This window comes from Candidatus Izemoplasmatales bacterium (assembly GCA_041649275.1).
In the GTDB taxonomy this organism is placed as follows: domain Bacteria; phylum Bacillota_I; class Bacilli_A; order Izemoplasmatales; family Hujiaoplasmataceae; genus UBA12489.
Map to the genome: position 1 here is coordinate 56,553 of JBAZNL010000002.1, position 18,583 is coordinate 75,135.

General features: G+C 63.3%; 18 protein-coding genes. 14 read left to right on the forward strand and 4 right to left on the reverse strand.

Features of this window, described 5'->3' with window-relative positions:
* The first annotated feature begins 7 nt into the window (after positions 1–7).
* Genes xseA through recN form a run of 4 tightly spaced genes read left to right on the forward strand, consistent with a single transcriptional unit; the run spans position 8 to position 5,080 of the window.
* Positions 8–1,285 carry an exodeoxyribonuclease VII large subunit gene (gene xseA / locus WC509_02995; protein MFA5006419.1) on the forward strand — a complete coding sequence of 426 codons (1,278 nt, stop codon included), beginning with the start codon at positions 8–10 and terminating at the stop codon, positions 1,283–1,285.
* Positions 1,285–1,509, forward strand: coding sequence for an exodeoxyribonuclease VII small subunit (gene xseB / locus WC509_03000; GenBank protein ID MFA5006420.1), 225 nt, complete (start codon positions 1,285–1,287; stop codon positions 1,507–1,509). Before xseA ends, xseB begins: the two co-directional genes overlap by 1 nt.
* A 3-nt stretch (positions 1,510–1,512) precedes the next feature.
* Positions 1,513–3,375 (forward strand): 1-deoxy-D-xylulose-5-phosphate synthase, encoded by a 1,863-nt coding sequence (gene dxs, locus WC509_03005; GenBank protein ID MFA5006421.1) that lies wholly within the window; start codon positions 1,513–1,515, stop codon positions 3,373–3,375.
* Positions 3,376–3,397: 22 nt separating this feature from the next.
* On the forward strand, positions 3,398–5,080 hold the full coding sequence (gene recN, locus WC509_03010) for a DNA repair protein RecN (protein ID MFA5006422.1): 1,683 nt from the start codon (positions 3,398–3,400) through the stop codon (positions 5,078–5,080).
* A gap of 80 nt (positions 5,081–5,160) precedes the next feature.
* On the opposite strand, the gene WC509_03015 is transcribed toward recN, so the two are convergent.
* Together WC509_03015 and ispH are read right to left on the reverse strand one after the other, a co-directional pair.
* A complete protein-coding gene (locus tag WC509_03015; GenBank protein MFA5006423.1) occupies positions 5,161–5,337 on the reverse strand; it encodes a hypothetical protein in 177 nt (58 codons plus the stop codon).
* Between the two features lie 91 nt (positions 5,338–5,428).
* A complete protein-coding gene (gene ispH, locus WC509_03020; protein ID MFA5006424.1) occupies positions 5,429–6,319 on the reverse strand; it encodes a 4-hydroxy-3-methylbut-2-enyl diphosphate reductase in 891 nt (296 codons plus the stop codon).
* An 88-nt stretch (positions 6,320–6,407) separates the two neighbouring features.
* On the opposite strand from ispH, the gene WC509_03025 reads away from it, so the two are divergent.
* From WC509_03025 to WC509_03050, 6 genes are all read left to right on the forward strand, one after another.
* Positions 6,408–7,697 carry a DEAD/DEAH box helicase gene (locus WC509_03025; protein MFA5006425.1) on the forward strand — a complete coding sequence of 430 codons (1,290 nt, stop codon included), beginning with the start codon at positions 6,408–6,410 and terminating at the stop codon, positions 7,695–7,697.
* A gap of 1 nt (position 7,698) precedes the next feature.
* Positions 7,699–8,631, forward strand: a complete 933-nt coding sequence (locus WC509_03030) for a deoxyribonuclease IV (protein MFA5006426.1) — start codon at positions 7,699–7,701, stop codon at positions 8,629–8,631.
* Positions 8,631–9,146 carry a tRNA (cytidine(34)-2'-O)-methyltransferase gene (locus WC509_03035; protein MFA5006427.1) on the forward strand — a complete coding sequence of 172 codons (516 nt, stop codon included), beginning with the start codon at positions 8,631–8,633 and terminating at the stop codon, positions 9,144–9,146. The genes WC509_03030 and WC509_03035 overlap by 1 nt, the downstream gene beginning before the upstream one ends.
* A gap of 63 nt (positions 9,147–9,209) precedes the next feature.
* The gene (locus WC509_03040) at positions 9,210–9,743 is read left to right on the forward strand and encodes a DUF402 domain-containing protein (GenBank protein ID MFA5006428.1); all 534 of its coding nucleotides are present in this window, start codon (positions 9,210–9,212) and stop codon (positions 9,741–9,743) included.
* Positions 9,744–9,748: 5 nt separating this feature from the next.
* Positions 9,749–10,861: an aminopeptidase gene (locus tag WC509_03045; GenBank protein MFA5006429.1), complete on the forward strand. Its 1,113-nt coding sequence runs from the start codon at positions 9,749–9,751 to the stop codon at positions 10,859–10,861.
* Between the two features lie 127 nt (positions 10,862–10,988).
* Positions 10,989–11,861, forward strand: coding sequence for an RluA family pseudouridine synthase (locus WC509_03050; protein MFA5006430.1), 873 nt, complete (start codon positions 10,989–10,991; stop codon positions 11,859–11,861).
* 214 nt (positions 11,862–12,075) lie between these two features.
* Here WC509_03050 and WC509_03055 read toward each other — a convergent pair whose 3' ends face one another.
* Entirely contained in the window at positions 12,076–12,651 is a 576-nt protein-coding gene (locus WC509_03055) for a hypothetical protein (protein ID MFA5006431.1), read from the reverse strand.
* A 35-nt stretch (positions 12,652–12,686) separates the two neighbouring features.
* On the opposite strand from WC509_03055, the gene WC509_03060 reads away from it, so the two are divergent.
* Together WC509_03060 and WC509_03065 are read left to right on the forward strand one after the other, a co-directional pair.
* Positions 12,687–13,403: a hypothetical protein gene (locus WC509_03060; GenBank protein ID MFA5006432.1), complete on the forward strand. Its 717-nt coding sequence runs from the start codon at positions 12,687–12,689 to the stop codon at positions 13,401–13,403.
* Positions 13,404–13,421: 18 nt separating this feature from the next.
* Entirely contained in the window at positions 13,422–14,876 is a 1,455-nt protein-coding gene (locus WC509_03065) for a CotH kinase family protein (GenBank protein ID MFA5006433.1), read from the forward strand.
* A 97-nt stretch (positions 14,877–14,973) separates the two neighbouring features.
* Here the strand turns inward: WC509_03065 and WC509_03070 are convergent, their stop codons facing one another.
* Positions 14,974–16,005, reverse strand: coding sequence for a M42 family metallopeptidase (locus tag WC509_03070; GenBank protein MFA5006434.1), 1,032 nt, complete (start codon positions 16,003–16,005; stop codon positions 14,974–14,976).
* Between the two features lie 125 nt (positions 16,006–16,130).
* On the opposite strand from WC509_03070, the gene nadD reads away from it, so the two are divergent.
* Both nadD and WC509_03080 read left to right on the forward strand, forming a co-directional pair.
* Positions 16,131–16,703, forward strand: coding sequence for a nicotinate (nicotinamide) nucleotide adenylyltransferase (gene nadD, locus WC509_03075; protein MFA5006435.1), 573 nt, complete (start codon positions 16,131–16,133; stop codon positions 16,701–16,703).
* A 4-nt stretch (positions 16,704–16,707) separates the two neighbouring features.
* Positions 16,708–18,573 carry an NAD(+) synthase gene (locus WC509_03080; protein MFA5006436.1) on the forward strand — a complete coding sequence of 622 codons (1,866 nt, stop codon included), beginning with the start codon at positions 16,708–16,710 and terminating at the stop codon, positions 18,571–18,573.
* Positions 18,574–18,583: the final 10 nt, after the last annotated feature.

Consider the following 18,583-nt stretch of genomic DNA (forward strand, 5'->3'; position numbering starts at 1 on the left):
TGATCCGATGGAGCGAACCCCGATCACGGTCTCCGCGCTCAACGGCTACCTGAAGGCGAAGTTCGACGCCGACCGGCAGCTCGGCGACCTGCTCCTCAAGGCGGAGATTTCCAATTTCAAACGCAATTCCTCCGGCCATCTGTACTTCTCGCTCAAGGACGAGAAGTCGCAGATCCCGGCCGTGATGTTCGCCGGCGCCGCATCCTCGCTCCGATTCCGTCCCAAGGACGGCGACCAGGTGCTGGTCGAGGGCTCCGTCGAGATCTACGTCCCTTACGGGCAGTACCAGTTCTACGTGCGGCGCATGACCGATGTCGGCAAGGGCGATCTCTGGCTTGAGTTCGAACGACTCAAGCAGAAACTCGAGGCCGAAGGTCTCTTCCGTCCCGAGCGCAAGCGCCCCCTACCAGGCTATCCGAAGGCCGTCGGCGTCGTCACCTCGCCGACCGGAGCCGCCGTCCGCGACGTCATCCACATCATCGGAAGACGCTGGCCGGCCGCCCGCATCGTCGTCTACCCCGCCTCCGTGCAGGGAAACGACGCCAAGGATTCGATCGTCGCGGCGATCGACCGCGCCAACGTCGAAAGCCTGGTCGACGTCCTCATCGTCGGCCGCGGCGGCGGCTCGATCGAAGACCTCTGGCCCTTCAACGAAGAGGTCGTCGCCCGCGCGATCCACCGCTCGCGCCTGCCGGTCGTCTCGGGGGTCGGCCACGAGACCGACTTCACGATCGCCGACTTCGTCGCCGATCTGCGCGCCCCGACGCCTTCCGGCGCCGCCGAACTGGTCGTTCCCGACCGCCGCGAGACTCTCGAGCGGCTCGCCGTGCTGCGCCGCAAGCTCGATTTCGCCGAAAACCGGGCATTCGCCACCGTCCGCGATCGTTTCGAGGCTGTCACCGGATCCTTCGTCTTCCGCGCTCCCGAACGCCTTCTTGAAAAACCCGCCCTCCGCCTATCGCATCTCGCCGACCGGCTCGACCTGACCCGTCCCGACCGGCTCCTGCTCGAGAAGAAGAACCGCCTCGAACAGGCGACGGAACGGATGCGGTCGCGCGCCGAAGCGTTTCTCGCCACAGCCGGCTACGCCTACGGTCGCGCCGCGGAACGGCTGGAACTCGTCAACCCGCTCGCGATCATGGCGAAGGGTTACGCCGTCCTTCGCAAGGACGGTTCGATCGTCCGCTCGGCCGCGTCGCTTCGTGCGAACGACCTCGTCGACGTCCGCCTCGCGGACGGCGGCGCCGACTGCCGCGTGATCGCGGTCAGAAAAGGAGACCAATGATGGAACAGAACCGGGAACTCACCTTCGAAGAAGCCTTGAAGCGGCTCGAGACCCTCGTCCGCGAACTTGAACAGGGCGACCTGCCCCTGGACCAGTCGGTGGCGAAGTACCAGGAAGGCCTGGCGCTCGCGAAACGCTGCCACGACCTCCTCAAGGTGGCCGAGACGGTCGTCGTCCAATCGGCCGCCGACACCGGCCTCACCGATTTCCCGAAGCAGGAGTAGCGCATGATCGACGTACGGGGGATCAAGGATCCCGCCTTCCTGAAGACGGCGAGCATCGGAGAACTGCGCGAACTGGCATCCGCCATTCGCGTTTTTCTGATCGAGAACGTCGCCGAGACGGGCGGACACCTTTCCTCGAACCTCGGCGTCGTCGAACTCACCATCGCCCTCCACCGCGTCTTCGACTCGCCGAAGGACAAGCTCATCTTCGACGTCGGCCACCAGGCCTACGTCCACAAGATCCTGACCGGCCGGGCGCCGCAGTTCCCGACGCTCCGGCGTTTCGGCGGGCTGTCGGGATTCCTCAAGCGTTCCGAATCGATCCACGACGTCTGGGAAGCCGGACACTCCTCGACCGCGCTCGCGGCCGCCGCGGGCTTCGAGACCGCGCGCGTCTCCCGGGGGGAGACCTGGAAGACGGTCGCCCTCGTCGGCGACGGTTCGCTCAACAGCGGGCTGTCGTTCGAGGCGCTCAACTTCCTCGGCCAGCGCCACGACCTCGCCCCGATCATTGTCCTGAACGACAACGCGATGTCGATCTCGAAGAACGTCGGCACCTTCGCGAAACTGCTCACGAGCATGCGTTCCTCGCGCTCCTACCGTACCGCGGTGCGCAAGAGCCGCAGGCTCCCGCGCTTCCTCCACGTCTGGAAGGAACGCTTCGGGATGATGCTCCGTCAGCTGGCGTCGAACACGACGATCTTCGACGACCTCGGCTTCAAGTATTTCGGCCCGATCGACGGCCACGACCTGAAGAGCCTGGTCCGCCATCTCGAAATGGTGAAGCGGTTGAACACGGCGTGCGTTCTGCACGTCGTCACGAAGAAGGGCAGGGGCTACCGGCCGGCGGAGGAAGATCGCCTCGGCCTGTGGCATGGCGTCCGTCCGTTCGACCCCTACACCGGCCTTCCGAAATCGAAAAAAGCGGAAAACCTCCGCTCCTGGAGTAGTATTGTAAGCGGCTGGCTGCTCGACCGCGCCGACGCCGGCGACGACTTCCGCGTCGTCGTGCCGGCGATGGTGGCCGGTTCCGACCTCTTCGAATTCCAGGAACGCCACCCCGGCAAGCTGATCGACGTCGGCATCTGCGAATCGTTCGCGGCCTGCTTTTCTGCCGCCCTCGCGCAGAACGGCATTCCCGTCTTCGCGCCGATCTACTCGTCGTTCCTCCAGCGGGCCTACGACCAGGTTAACCACGACGTCGCCCGGCAGAACCTCCACGTCGTCTTCGGAATCGACCGCGCCGGACTGGTCGGCGAGGACGGCGACACGCATCAGGGCGTCTTCGACGTGGCCTATCTCGGCCATCTGCCCAACGTCGCGATCCTGCAGCCGGCCGACGCCGACGAGATGCGCCTGCTCCTCGACTACGCCTTCGACGTCGCGACCGGACCGGTCGCGGTGCGCTATTCGAACGCGTCCGTCGAACGTCCGAAGACGACGACCGGCGCGCCGGTCTTGGTCCCTTCGTGGCGCAAACTCTCCGAGGGAGGCGCGGTCAATCTGGTCTGCTACGGCGACAACGTCCGCCGCATGGCCGCCCTGATCGCCGCCGACGGCCTTTCCGTCAACCTCTACGACGCCCGCTTCCTGAAACCGCTCGACCTGGACGCCGTGCGCGAGATCTTCACCTCTGGACTGCCGACCCTCGTCCTCGAGGACGTCGTCGAGACCGGCGGTCTCGGAACCATGATGGTCCGGGCCGCGCTCGCGGAATCGCAATCGATCGATCGTTTCACGATCCTCGGGATTCCCGACCGCTTCGTCGAGCACGGCCGAAGCGACGACCTGCGTCGATCGCTCTCCCTTGACGACGCGTCGATCCGCGAGCGCATCCTGTCCATGATCACGCCGAATCGGCCGTAGCCTGCGAAAGGGGAATCCGTCCTTGCTCGAAAAACTCTCCGTCCGCAATTTCGCGATCATCGACCGCATCGACCTCACCTTCACCGACGGGATGACCGTCCTCACCGGCGAAACCGGCGCCGGTAAAAGCCTCCTGATCGACGCCGTGTCGCTTGCGGCAGGCGAACGCGCCAGCGCCGAGATGATCCGATCGGGTGCCGACAAGGCCGAGATCGAGGCGGTCTTCACCGGCGGCGGCGACCGTCTCGAAGCCGTCCTCGACCGGATGCGCATCGACCGACCCGACGGACGGATCCGGATCCGCCGCGAAATCACCCTGAAGGGCAACAACCCGATCCGGGTGAACGACGTCACCGTCACGCTGTCGCAGCTGCGCGAGATCGCCTCGCGGCTCGTCGACGTCCACACCCAGTTCGACAGCCAGCGGCTCTTCGATCCCGCCAACTACATCGACCTGATCGACGGCTTCAAGCCGGATTCGACCGCCCGCTATCGACTCGCCTATCAGGAGGCGCTTGTACCGTATCGCGCCAGTCTCGGCGCTTTCCGCGCGCTGTTGAAAGCCAAGTCGGAACTCGCCGACCGCCTCGACCTCTATCGGCATCAGCTCCATGAGCTCGATCGGTTCGGGCTCGATCCGGACGAACCGCGGACGCTTTCGGAGGAACGCGCCGTGCTCGCCAACTTCGACAAGATCGACGCCTCGCTTCGCGAATCGAAACGGCTGTTCGACGAGACCGGCGCGCTCGGCGCGATCTACGACGCCGCCGCCGAACTCGAACGCCTCTCCCCCTACGGCGAAGCCTTTGCGCGTCGCCGGGAACGCGTCCGCGACGCCTATTTCGAACTCGACGACGTCAAGGACGAGATCGACAAGGCGCTCAGGGAACTCGATTTCGACGCCGACCGCTTCGCGGCCGTCGAGACCCGCCTTTCGGCGATCGAGGATCTCGAACGGAAGTATCGGAAGACGATTCCCGAACTGATCGACTACCGTGCGGAGATCGCCGCGGCGATCGATCGGCACGACAACTACGACGAATACCTTCGGAAGGCGCGGCTCGAGATGGAGTCCGTCCATCGCATCGCATGCGCCCGTGCCGCCGAACTGTCGAGTGTCCGCCGCGAGATCGCGAAACGCGTGGAGACCGAACTGAAGACCGTTTTCGACGACCTCTGCATGCCCGGTACGATCTTCGAGATTTCCTTCTCCGGGGCCGCGCCGACGGACCCGGAAGCGTCCGACGCCTTCGCGGAGAACGGGGTAGACCGCCTCGATTTCCTGATTTCGACGAACGCCGGCGAACCGCCCAAGCCACTTTCGAAGACCGTCTCGGGCGGCGAGACGAGCCGCATCATGCTGGCGTTCAAGACCATCTTCGTCAAGAGCCAGGGGCTCTCGGCGATCGTCTTCGACGAGATCGACACCGGCATCTCCGGACTCGTCGCGATGAGGATCGCGCGCAAGATCAAAGCCGTTTCCGCCACCTGTCAGGTGATCGCGATCAGCCACGTCCCCCAGGTCGTCGCCGCCGGCGACCGCCAGATCCACGTCGTCAAGCGCGAGACGAAGGGACGTACCGTCGCGGAAGCGCGCGAACTCGCATTCGAAGAACGCGTCGCCGCGATCGCGGAGATGCTTTCGGGGACGAAGGACAGCGCCGCGGGCGTCGCCTCGGCGAAGGAACTCCTCCTCAGCGCGTGAACCCGTCCTTGACGGAAGCGCCGCATCACGACAAAAAAAGTTCCCGGGATCGTTTCCCGGGAACTTTTTTCGACATTCGCTCAGAGGCTGCTGAAGTAATCGACCATCAACATCACGGCGGCGATGAAGATGGAGGCGACGAAGCCGATCGCGAGAATGAGGATGATGATTTTCCCAACCTTGCTCTTGGTCGGGTTGAAGGCCTTGATCTCGACCTCGACGGGGGTCGGTTTCGGACGCTTCTTGGACGTTGCCATAGGGTTCACCTCGTAAAAATGGACTGCTTTAATCATTATACAATATGGCGAGGGAAAAGAAAAGCGGAAAACGTCCGTCATCGACGAAAATCTACCGCGGATCGGGAACGCCGCATTCGTCGTAATGGCGCAGAAAGGCGATGACGGCGGCGGTGACGTCGGTCGGCGTCGAGGCGCCCGCAGTCACAGCGACGGTCCGGACGCCGACGAGCCACGCCGGATCGATGCCGTCGACGGACTCGACGCGTTCGGTCGGGATCAAGGCGACCTCGCGCCCGATGCGCACAAGATTGTGGGTATTGTTCGAATGGGGGTCGCCGACGACGATGATCAGATCGGCCTGCCCCCTAACGGCGGCGACGGCCTCCTGGCGGAGACGGGTGGCGTCGCAGATCTCGTCGCCGACGACGGCGTCGGGACGTCGGTCGCGGATCGCGTCGACGATCGGGACGATGTCGCGCGTCGAGAAGGTCGTCTGGCTGGCGATGAAGACCGGTCCGTCGCCGAGCGGGACGACGGCCGCCTGGGCGGCGGACTCCACGAGCGTGACGCCCTTGATCGAGAGAACCCCCTCGGTCTCCGGATGTCCTGCCTTTCCGACGAAGAGCACGCGATGTCCGGTCGCGACGCGCTCCGTGATCTCGGCGTGGTTGCGGCGGACGTCACCGCAGGTGGCGTCGACGAGATGGAGTCCTTTTTCTCGGATTCTGGCGTAGACGTCCTCGCCGACGCCGTGGGCGGTCACCACCACGGTCCCGGCCGTGACGCCGTCGAGCAGTTCGAGCCGCGTCTTCCCGCCGCCGACGAGGGCGACGACGCCCTGGGCGGCGAAGCGTTCGACGACATGGCGGTTGTGGACGATCATTCCGAGGATGTGGATCGGACGCGGAATCGTCGGATCGGCGAGACAGCGGTTCACTTCGGCGATCGCGTTGACGACGCCGTGGCAGTAGCCGCGGGGGGTGATCGGCAGTACTCGCATCGCGGAATCTCCCTTCCGTTTTACATTGGGTCGACTTTATTATATAATAAAAACGATATCTTATGATATGGAAAGATTGGTGCCCGACATGTTTCCCTACAAAGCATTCGTCAACGCCGCGCTCGTGGAGCTCGGTTTCAAGGAATTGACCCCGGTTCAGAAGGAAGTCATCCCGAAGGCGCTGGCCGGACGCGACCTCGTCGTCCAGTCCGCGACCGGAACCGGCAAGACCCATAGCTACCTGATCCCGATCTTCGAAGCGATCGATCCCGCCGTGCATTCCGTCCAGACGCTCGTCTCCGCGCCGACGCGCGAACTCGCCCGGCAGATCTACGACTTCGCCCGCCAGATCGCCGACAAGTCGCCGTCGCCGATCGACGTCCGCCTCTTCACCGGCGGCACCGATCGCGCCGAGGAACTCGCCCGGCTCGGCAAGGCCCAGCCGCAGATCGTCGTCGGCACCCCCGGGAAGCTCCGCGACCTCGTGAAGAAGGAACTGCTCCTCGATGTCCACCTCGTCCGCACCTTCGTCGTCGACGAGGCCGACATGACGCTGGACGAGGGATTTCTCGAAGACGTCGACCAGGTCGCCGGCGCGATGGGCGAAAAACTCCAGACGCTCGTCTTCTCGGCGACGATTCCTGAGAGGATCCAGCCATTCTTGAGGAAGTACCTGAAGAACCCCGAATTCATCGACGTCAAGTCCGCCGGACTCGCTTCCCTCGACATCCGGCACTGGTTCGTGCGAACCCGCGAGAAACCGCGGGCGACGCTCTTGCCGGAGATCCTCGCGTGCATCAATCCGTTCCTCTGCCTCGTCTTCTGCAATACCAAGGAATCGGCCGACGAGGTCTACCGCCTGCTCTCCGAACGGAAACTGAACGCGACGCTGATCCACGGCGGGCTCGAGGCGCGCAAGCGCCGTCAGATCGTTACCGAGATCCGCGCCCTCAAGTACCAGTACGTCGTCGCGACCGACATCGTCAGCCGCGGGATCGACATCGCCGGCATCACCCACATCGTCAACTACGAGCTGCCCTCGGACCCCGAGTTCTACATTCACCGCGCCGGCCGCACCGGCCGGATGGACAAGGACGGGATCGTCGTCTCGCTCTACGAGTTCGCCGACGACTCCTACATGGACAAGCTCGAGGCGAAGGGAATCGCCGCCGAATACAAGGACATGAAGGACGGCGTTTTCGTCGAAGCCAAGGCACGTCGCGAACGCTCCCGCCGCGAATACAAGCCGGGTCAGGCCGAGACGGCCGCCCGCCGGATCGTGAAGACCCCCGAGAAGGTCAAGCCCGGATACAAGAAGAAGATGCGCGAAGACATCGAGGCCGCGAAGAAGACGCTTCGCCGGCGGAAAGGACGTTGACATGCTCTTGATCGGATCCCACGTCGGACTCGGCGGGAAGGAACAGTATCTCGCGAGCGTGAAAGAGGCCGTCTCCTACGGCGCGAACGTCTTCATGGTCTACACCGGCGCCCCGCAGAACACGTTCCGCAAGCCGGTCCGCGACATGATGGTGCCCGAAGCCGTCGCGGCGATGGTCGAACACGGGATCGACCCCGCGCGCATCGTGGTCCACGCCCCCTACATCGTCAACCTAGCCAACCCCGACCCGGAAAAGCGCGCCTTCGCGGTGGGCTTCCTGACGGAAGAGATTCTGCGCACCCAGGCGATGGGCGCGCGGACGATCGTCCTGCATCCCGGGGCGCACATGAAGGAAGGCGCCGAAGCCGGCATCGAACGCGTCGCCGACGGGGTCCGCAGGATTCTCGCCAACACCGCATCGACGGATGTCGCGATCGCCCTCGAAGGCATGGCTGGCAAAGGCACCGAGGTCGGTCGCTCGTTCGACGAGCTCGGTCTGATGCTCGCGCTGATCGGACCTTCGCCGCGCGTCGGCGTCTGCTTCGACACCTGCCACACCCACGACGCCGGCTACGACGTGATCGACGACTTCGATGCCACCCTCCGCGAGTACGACCGGATCGTCGGCGTCGACCGGATCCTCGTGGTCCACGTGAACGACTCGAAGAACGAGCGCGGCGCGCACAAGGATCGCCACGCCAACATCGGCTTCGGCCACATCGGCTTCGCGGCCCTCGACCGCATCGTCCACCATCCCGCCTTCGAGAACGTCCCGAAGATCCTCGAGACCCCCTATGTCCCGTCCGACGCCGATCCGGCGCTCGGCTACCCGCCCTACCGCTACGAGATCGAAATGCTCCGGTCGCGCCGGTTTGATCCGGACGTGATGGCGAAGATCAAGAAAGAGACGCCGCAGGAGGAAGTCGGCGACTGATGCTGCACGTCGTCCTCTTCCACCCGGAGATCCCGCAGAACGCGGGCAACGTGATGCGCACCTGCGCCGCGACGGCCGCGCGTCTGCATTTCGTCGCGCCGCTCGGCTTCCGTCTCGATGAGAAGGCGATCAAGCGCTACGGCGCGCATTGCGTCGACGGCGTCGAATACGACGTCTGGCCCGATTTCGATTCCTTCGAAGAAGGTCATCCCGGCATCTATGCGTTCTTCACGAGGTACGGCGCGCACGGTCCCGACCGCTTCGATTTCGGCAGGACCGACGCCGAGTACTACCTCGTCTTCGGCAGCGAGTCGACGGGGCTTCCGAAAGAACTTCTGCGCGCTCGCAGGGAATCCTGCGTGCGCCTGCCGATGACCGACGCCGTCCGCAGTCTCAATCTGGCGAACGCCGTCTGCGTCGGGCTGTACGAGGCCTTGCGCCAGCAGGGCTATCCTGGACTTTCCGCCACCGAACCGGCGACCCTCCGGGGCGCCGACTGGCTCGACAGAGACTGACATTCCGCGGCTCCCGCATCGCGGGGCCGCGCCCTGCACCACCCATCCAAGCGAGGTGAACCCATGTACCTGAACGTCGGAAGGACGATCGCCGTCCAAAGCTACAAGCATGACCGATCCCTGCATCGGGTATGGTCCCAGGCCACCGTCCTCTACGACGACGAGACCGTCGCGATCGTCGCCAACGAACGCACCAAGGTCGTCGAGGCGAACGGTCGCTTCTGGTTCACGAAGGAACCGTCGGTCACCCATTTCTACAAGGACCGCTGGTACAACGTCATCGGCATCATCAAGGAAGAAGCGATCTCCTATTACTGCAACCTGTCGTCTCCGGCGCTCGTCGACACCGAGGCGATCAAGTACATCGACTACGACCTCGACGTCAAGGTCGCATCCGACGGCACGTTCCAGGTCCTCGACCAGAACGAATACCGCCGGCATGCCCAGCAGATGGGGTATTCCGCCGACCTTTGCGCGATCCTCGAATCCGAGTTCACCGCCCTGCAGGACGAGATTCGGAAGAAGAACCCGCCCTTCCGGCCGGATGTGATCGCCGGCTGGTACGCCAAGTACCGTTCCATCAGAGAGGAGAAATAGAAGACATGCTGAAAGACCCGAGACTGAAGAAACTCGCCGAAACGCTGGTGCTCTATTCCGTGAACATGCAGCCGGGCGAAAACGTCATGATCGCGACCACGATCAAGGCCAAGCCGCTCGTCCTCGAGCTCTGCCGCGTGATCCGCGCGCACGGCGGCAATCCGATCGTCGAACTCGCGGACGACGAGATCACCCGCGAGACGATGCTCGCCACCAACGACAAGAGCCTCGACCGCCAGTACCGCTGGATGGACTGGAAGCTCGACGACGTCGACTGCTACGTCGCGATCCGCGCGGCGGACTCCGACTACGTCCAGGCGGACGTGCCGCAGGAGATCAAGACCGCGGTCGCGAAGAAGATGAACCCGATCACCGCCAAGCGGCTGTCGAAGAAGTGGGTCCTCCTCAACTATCCGACCGAAGGCGGCGCCCACAAGAACCGGATGTCGCTCGAAGCCTACTACGACTACATCATCGGCGTCTCGACCGTCGACTATTCGAGGATGAACGAGGCGTTCAAGCCGCTCAAGGAACTGATGGAGCGGACCGACCGGGTGCGCCTGGTGGCGAAGGGGACGGACCTCTCGTTCTCGATCAGGGGGATGAAGGCGATCCCCTGCGCCGGCGAATACAACATTCCCGACGGCGAGATCTTCACCGCGCCGGTACGCGATTCGGTGAACGGAACGATCACCTACAACGCGCCGTCGGCGCAGCGCGGGGCCGTGTTCACGAACGTCTCGCTCACGTTCCAGGACGGCCGGATCGTGAAGGCGACCGCCGACCAGGAACAGGAACTCCTCCAGTCGGTGTTCGACACCGACGAGGGCGCCCGTTACGTCGGCGAATTCGCGATCGGCGTCAATCCGCTCGTGAAGAAGCCGGTCGGCGACACGCTCTACGACGAGAAGATCGCCGGCTCGATCCACTTCACCCCGGGGCGATGCTACGCCGAGGCCCCGAACGGCAACGATTCCGCGATCCACTGGGATCTGGTCCTGATCATGACCCCGGAATACGGCGGCGGCGAAGTCTGGTTCGACGGCCGGTTGATCCGCAAGGACGGTCGCTTCGTCGTCCCCGAACTCGAGGGACTCAATCCCGAGCATCTCGCCTGACGCCTTCCCCGAAACGCCTCCTCATGGGGGCGTTTTTTCTTCGTTTCGGAGAAGCGCGCGCAGGAATAGATGGAACATTGGCGGCGTTCTGTGGTAAAATAGATGAGATAGGAAAGGTCGTGGTCCCATGGAACTCGCATACAAGATCAAGAAGCCGCAGACGATCAAGGACTTCATGCATGAAAACAACGTTCCCCACAAGCTCGTGCTGAAGGACGGCAAGCAGCTGATCGTCGTCAACTCCGAGGAACGGACCTGGAACGACTCGGTCAAGAAGGGCGATACTCTCCGGCTCACGATCCCGGACGAGGAGATCGATCCCGAGGTCATCAAGGAGGACATCCCCCTCGACATCGTCTACGAGGACGAATACCTGCTCGTGCTCAACAAGGCCTTCGGCATGCCGGTGATGATCACCAAGTCGCATCCCACCGGAACGCTCACGAACGCCCTGTGCCACTACTACGCGACGCACGGCATCAATGCCAAGATCCATCTCGTCAACCGCCTCGACAAGGAGACCGTCGGCCTGATGATCGTCGCCAAGAACCGCTTCGTCAAGTTCCTCCTCTCCGAGGACCTCAAGGTCAAGATCGACCGCCAGTACCAGGCGATCATCGAAGGCATCCTCGACGCCAAGGAAGGTACCATCGACCTGCCGATCGGCAAGGCCGACGAGGCCTCGACCAAGCGCGAGGTCCTGATGGACGGCGAGGACGCCGTGACCGATTTCGTCGTCGTCAAGGAATTCGGTCTCAAGAGCCTCATCCGCGTCAAGCTCGAGACCGGCAAGACGCACCAGATCCGCGTCCATTTCGCCCATTTCGGGCACGCCGTCGTCGGCGACCCGCTCTACAATCCGAAGTACAAGGCGGGCGAACGGCTGATGCTGCAGAGCGATCGGCTCGCGTTCAAGCATCCGATCACCGGCAAGGACCTCGAGTTTTCCCTGGAAATGCCCGCCGACTTCAAGGCCTACATGGCCAGGTTCGGAGGCTGACATGCGCCGCATCCTCCTTTTGGCGGCGATCCTGTCCGCCTTTTTCCTGTCCGCGTGCGGCCTGACCCGCACGACCGCGGCGACCGCCTCGACCACCGCGACGCCGTCCACGACCGCTTCGGGCGACGTCACCACGAACCCCGCCGACGACGTCGACCCGCTTTACGCAGCACTCTTCGACAACGCCAACTACCACAAGATCACGATTTCGTTCTCACGCGAGAACTTCGACAAGCTGATCGACGACATGCAGAACTACAACGACCAGTTCGGCTCTTATCGCGACAACACGATCCAGGAGGTCGACATCCTCTATGAGGACGGCGACGGCAACGTGATCGAGGAGTTCGAAGTCGGCTTCCGCACCCGCGGAAACATCTTCTCGCGCCGCCTGCCCGTCTACTTCGACGACCACGGTAACATCGCCGGCTACCAGCAGGTCTCGTTCCAGCTCGAGTTCAACGACACCTTCGACTACCCCGAGAATTCGACGGAGTACAAGGCCCTCAAGGAGCGCCGCCTGTTCGACCTCGAACAACTCAACTTCAAGTACGTCCGCGCCGACGACACCGCGATCGTCACCGAAATCGCGGCCTACGAGCTCTACCGCGCCGCCGGCCTCGTCGCCCCCGACACGGCGCTCACGGTCGTCTACTTCGACATCGACGGCGATGTGATCCCCTACGGCCTCTTCACGATGGTCGAGCCGATCGACGACGTGTTCGTCCGCCGCTATTTCGGAAAGAACCAGGACGGCTCGATCGGCGACCTCTGGAAATGCGTCTGGCAAAACGGCGGCCCGGCGACGCTCGAGACCCTCAACGCGTGGGACTACGACGGTTTCGACAACGACCGTCTCGGCGTCTCCGACTACAACGCCGGCTACCGCATGGACTACCAGCTCAAGACCAACAAGGACACTTCCGACTTCTCGTCGATGCTGTCGTTCATGGAACGGCTCAACGATCCCACGGTGACCAACTTCAAGAACGTCCTCAACCAGGCGCTCGACGTCACACGTGGCTCAAAACCCTGGCGGTCGCGTTCCTCGTCGGCAATCCCGACGACTACCGCAACGACGCCAACAACTACTACATCTATTTCTACGAGGGCGTCGCCGTCTACATCCCCTACGACAACGACCAGTGCCTCGGATTCGGATGGAATCCCTTCGGCGACCAGGACTGGAACCTGTCGTATACGGTCAACCTCGACATCTACTACAACCGTACGGCGCAGTCGTGGATCTCCTACGACGACCTCGTGCTCGTCAAGAACGTCTTCCGGTATTCCGATTACCAGGCGATCTACGAGGACTACCTCGACGAATTCACCGATTCCGAGGACGGCATCTTCGACTACGACGCCTTCCTCTCGGAGTACCTCACCGCCCGCAGCCTCTATCGGTCGGAACTCCTCGAGGAAGACCATCTCGGCGCCACGACCTTCTCGCTCACGGAACGCTGGATGGAGGCCGAGGACTATTACGCCCAGAAGGCAGCCTACGTCCGCGAGCGCGTCGAATACCACCGCACCCACTGATCCGGAAGGAGGGGGAGCATGCTCCGCCTGTGGCTCAAACGCATCCTCATTGCCGCCGTGCTGGCCGGCGCGCTCCTCGGCCTTGCCGAATACAATCTCGCGACCGCCGCGTCCGGCTACGATTCGATCGTCCGCCTCGCCAACAACCGCAAGCAGAAGACCGACTACGACCGCCTTTTCGACGAGGACCTCTTCAAGTCGATCACGATCGTCTTCACGGAGACGGAGTTCACCGCCCTCCTCGACGACATGAAGGCCTACTTCGAGAAGTACGGGACCTATCAGGACAACACGATGCACAAGGTCGACATGATCTACGCCGACGGCGAAGGGAACACCTTCACCGTGCGCGAGGTCGGCTTCCGCACGAAATCGAACACCTCGCGCAACCTGCCGATGACGCTCGACTGGCGCGGCCGCGAGATCTGGCACCAGACCTCCTTCCAGCTCCAGTTCGACGCCACCTTCGACTACGGTGCGCGAAGCAACGAGTACGCCGTCCTCTCGTCCCGCGAGGTCTTCAACCTCGACCAGCTCAACTTCGAGTACTGCAAGACCGTCGCCGGCGAAGTGGACGAGGCGATGATCTCGGAATCCTACGCCTACAAGCTCTACCGCCGCGCCGGCCTCGACGTCGCCAACGCCTCCTACGGACTGGTCTACCTGCAGGTCGGCGAGGAGACGATCCCCTACGGCTTCTTCACCTTCATCGAACCGATCGACCAGAACTTCCTGAAGCGCCATTTCGACGCCGACATCGCCCGGGAGTACGGCGACCTCTACAAGTGCACCGACACCGCCGGCGTCGCCGACCTCGGGCTCGACTTCGCCGCCAAGGCGGGCGTGAACGACATCCCCGCCAACATCCGCTTCTCGTACGCCCTCAAGAACAACACGAACGACGGGATGCGTTCGACGCATCCGGCGCTCGCCTCGCTCGTCGCCGTCGTGAACGGGGACGACTTCGAGCGCGACATCGCTTCCGTCCTCGACGTCGACGCGTTCGTCCGCTATCTGGCGATGGGCTTCCTGATCGGAAACACCGACGACTTCCGCTTCAACTTCAACAACTACTACCTGTACTTCGACGTCTACGACGGTCCGGCGACGATGATCCCGTTCGACCTCGACAGTTCCCTCGGCGTCGGGAAGCACCAGGACCCGACGGGAAACCACGGCGTCGACTACGACCTCTTTCCCGCGTCGGACGCGAATAACGGACTCGTCGACCGCGTACTCTCGATCCCCGTGTACCGCGACCTCTACCTCGACTACCTCGAGGAATACGCGATCCTCTATTTCGGCTACGAGAACTACGCCGCCGAGTACGCCGTCGCGAAGGCGCTCTACGAGGACGTTCTGATCGCCGAGGATCACCTCGGCAACCAGCTCTTCGACCCCCGTAACTCGGAATGGTATTTCACGGTCAAGGCAACCACCGTGACCTCCGCCCTCGCCGCCCTGCGCGGCTGAAACGGCGCCTGCTACGTGCAGGCGCTTTTTTTTATGCCGCGGCGCCCTAAGCGCCCTTTTCAACGAAAAAAGCGTTCCCTTCTGGGAACGCTTCGTTTCATTCGGTGTACAGGAGCAGAAGCCTCAGGGTGTTCTCGAGGGCATCGCGGTGGGTCCGTTCCATCCCGTGGGACGCATGGACGCCGGGACCGACGAGGCCGCCCTTCACGTCCTGGCCGCCGCGCAGGGCGGCGGAGACGTCGGAACCGTACATCGGATAGATGTCGGCGGCGAAGGACAGGCCGTTTTGCTTCGCGAGTTCGATCAGCCGCGAGGTGATCTGGTAATCGTAGGGACCGGAGGAGTCCTTGCAGCAGACGGAGACCATCCGTTCGGTGCAGGAGAGGTCCTCGCCGATACATCCCATGTCGACGGCGATGAACTCGTCGACCGGCGGGATCCAGGCGGCGCCATGCCCGACCTCCTCGTACGTCGAGACGACGATCTTGAGGGTCTGACGAGGCGTGATGTCGTACTCGCGCAGGTGGCGGAGGAAACCGAAGAGGATCGCGACCGAGGCCTTGTCGTCGAGGAAGCGGCTCTTCAGGAACCCGGCGTCGGTGTAGACCGTCTTCGGATCGATGAAGACGAAGTCGCCGACGCCGATCCCGAGGTCGAGGACGTCCTGCTTCGACGTCACGAGCGCGTCGAGGCGGATCATCATCCGGTCGGGGGTTCGTTCGACGGTGTTGGCGTCCTTGTAGACGTGGGAGGATGGCGAAAGCGAGAGGAAGGTGCCGGTCACGAGCCGGCCGTCGCGGGTCCGCACGGTGCAGTACTCGCCGTCGAGCGTCGGCCACTGCGGACCGCCGATCGGCGTGAAGCGGAGCGTACCGTCGGCGGCGATCGAGCGTACCATCGCGCCGAGCGTGTCGACGTGCCCGGAGAGGCCGAGGACGGCGTCCGTGCGTCCCGGGACGGTGACGATCAGGTTGCCCTTCTTGGTCCGTTCGGAAGCGTAGCCGAGGCGTGTCGCTTCGGCTTCGACGAAGTCGATCGCGTCGCGGGTATATCCCGACGGCGAGGGGATGGAAAGGAGCTGTCTGGCGAAATCGACGATCTGGTCGACGGTCTTGGATATTTCGTTCATGTGGATCACCCGACGACTATTATATCACGCCGCGGGCTTTGCGATAACTTCTTTCATTCACGGTTTCCGTGTGTTAAAATGGAGGGGTAGAACGCGTCCGGCAACGGATCAGAGGAGTGATAGTCATGATCGCAGTCTTCGGCGGAGCCTTCAATCCCCCGACGATCGCCCACAAGGCGATCTGTGAACACGTCGTGAACCACCTTCCGGTCAGGGAGTTCATCTTCCTGCCCGTCAGCAGCCAGTATACGAAGCGCTCGCTCGCGAGCAACTTCCACCGGCTGGCGATGCTCAAGGCGATGACCGCCGGCATGGACGGCGTGAGCGTATCGCCGATGGAACTCGACGATCCGGACTATCTCGGCACCTACCAGTCGCTCGTCCGCATTCAGGAATCCCATCAGGGACGGAGAATCGCCTTCGTGATCGGCGCCGACAACCTACCCAAGCTGCACAAATGGATCAACGCCGCCGGGCTGGTCACCGAGTTCCGGTTCATCGTCATCAACCGCGATCGCCGGAACCTCGAGGAGGCGATCGCCGCGGATCCGTTTCTCGCCGCGCACCGCGACGCGTTCATCGTCCTTCCCGACTTCGACTCGCCGGTCTCATCGACGTCGTTCAGGGACACCTTCGATCCTGCGCTCGTGACCCCCGAGGTCTACGAATACGTCAAGACGCACCAACTCTACAGGTGATCCCATGTACAATCACGGATTCCTCAAGGTCAGTCTGATCTCGCCTGCGGTCGTCGTCGGCAATCCGAAGGAGAACGTCGCGGCGATGCTCGCGGCGCTCCGCCAGAACGACAGTTCCGTCGCCGTGTTCCCCGAACTCGGGATCACCGGCTATTCCTGCGGCGACCTCTTCTTCAGCAAGGCGCTGCTCGACGACGCCGTCGAAGGCCTGCGCGTCTTCGCCGCCGGCCTCAAGCCCTCCCCCTATGACGGCGTCGTCGTCTGCGGGATGCCGCTCGAGGTGAACGAGATGGTCCTGAACGTCGCCGTCGTCCTCCAGAACGAGAAGATCCTCGGCGTGGTTCCGAAGTTCTATCTCCCGAACACCCGGGAATACTACGAGAAGCGCTGGTTCAAGTCCGGATTCGACGTCGCCGACCATCTCGCCGAAATCACCCTGCTCGGTCAGAAGGTGCCGTTCGGGAACATCATCTTCGAAGCGGCGAAAGTCCGTTTCGGCATCGAGATCTGCGAGGATATGTGGGCGACGATCTCGCCTGGCAACCTCCTCTCGGTGAACGGCGCGAACGTGATCGTCAACCTCTCCGCCTCCAACGAGACCCTCGGCAAGGCCGCGATCCGGCGCAACGCCGTCCTCGAGCACTCCCGCAAGAACTGCGGAGTCTACCTGTACGTGTCAGCCGGCGCTTCGGAGTCCACTTCCGAGACCGTCTTCTCCGGGCACAACATGGTCGCCGTGAACGGCGTCATGGTCGCCGAGGCGGAAGGCATGAGCCTCGAGACGAAGACGACCTACGCCGACCTCGACCTCGACCGGCTCGCCAACGAGCGCCGCACCAACTCGTCCTACCGCGATTCCATCCTGAAGTATACCCACGATTATCATATCGTCCCTTTCGTCTTGCCTGAAAGCGGGGATTTCCGCTTTCAGGACGAGCTCGACCGTCTCCCGTTCGTCCCGAAGACGAATCAGGAAGACGCTTTTCTGAAGATTTCCCAGATCCAGGAATTCGGCCTCGCCAAGCGCCTCCGCCACCTTGGGATCCGGCGCGTCGTCGTCGGCGTCTCGGGCGGCCTCGATTCGGCGCTCGCGCTGATCGTCTCCTGCCGTGCCTTCGACCGCCTCGGCCTCGATAGGAAAGGCGTCGTCGCCGTCACGATGCCGGCGATGGGAACCACGCCGCGCACCCTCAAGAACGCCCGCGACCTGATGGAGGGTCTCGGCTGCGACGCCCGCGAGATCACCCTCTCCGACCATGTCGTCGACCATCTCCGGCTGATCGGCCACGACGGCACGACCGAGGATCTGACGTACGAGAACGCCCAGGCGAGAGCGCGGACGATGATCCTGATGGACCTCGCGAACAAGGTCGGCGGAATCGTCGTCGGGACCGGCGACCTCTCCGAGATCGCCCTCGGCTGGTCGACCTACAACGGCGACCAGATGAGCATGTACAACGTCAACGCCGGCCTCCCCAAGACGCTCGTCCGCTTCACCGTCGCGCAATATGCGTTCCGCACCTTCGACGACGGCGTCCGTGACACCCTGAACGACATCCTCGCGACGCCGATCTCACCCGAGCTGAAGAAGAACCAGACGACCGAGGCGACCATCGGCAAGTACGAGACCAACGACTTCGCGCTGTACCGCTTCCTCCAGTGCGGCGACGGCCGCGACCGGATCGTATTCCTCCTCACGCGCGCCTTCGGCGTCGCCGCGGAGGTCGCAGCCGGGATCGTCGACAATTTCCTCGCCCGCTTCCATTCGCAGCAGTTCAAGCGTCAGGCAAGCCCCGACGGGCCGAAAGTCCTCGACTGCGCGCTTTCGCCGCGCGCGGATTTCCGGATGCCGTCGGACGTCGGCCGCTAGGCGGTGGAAT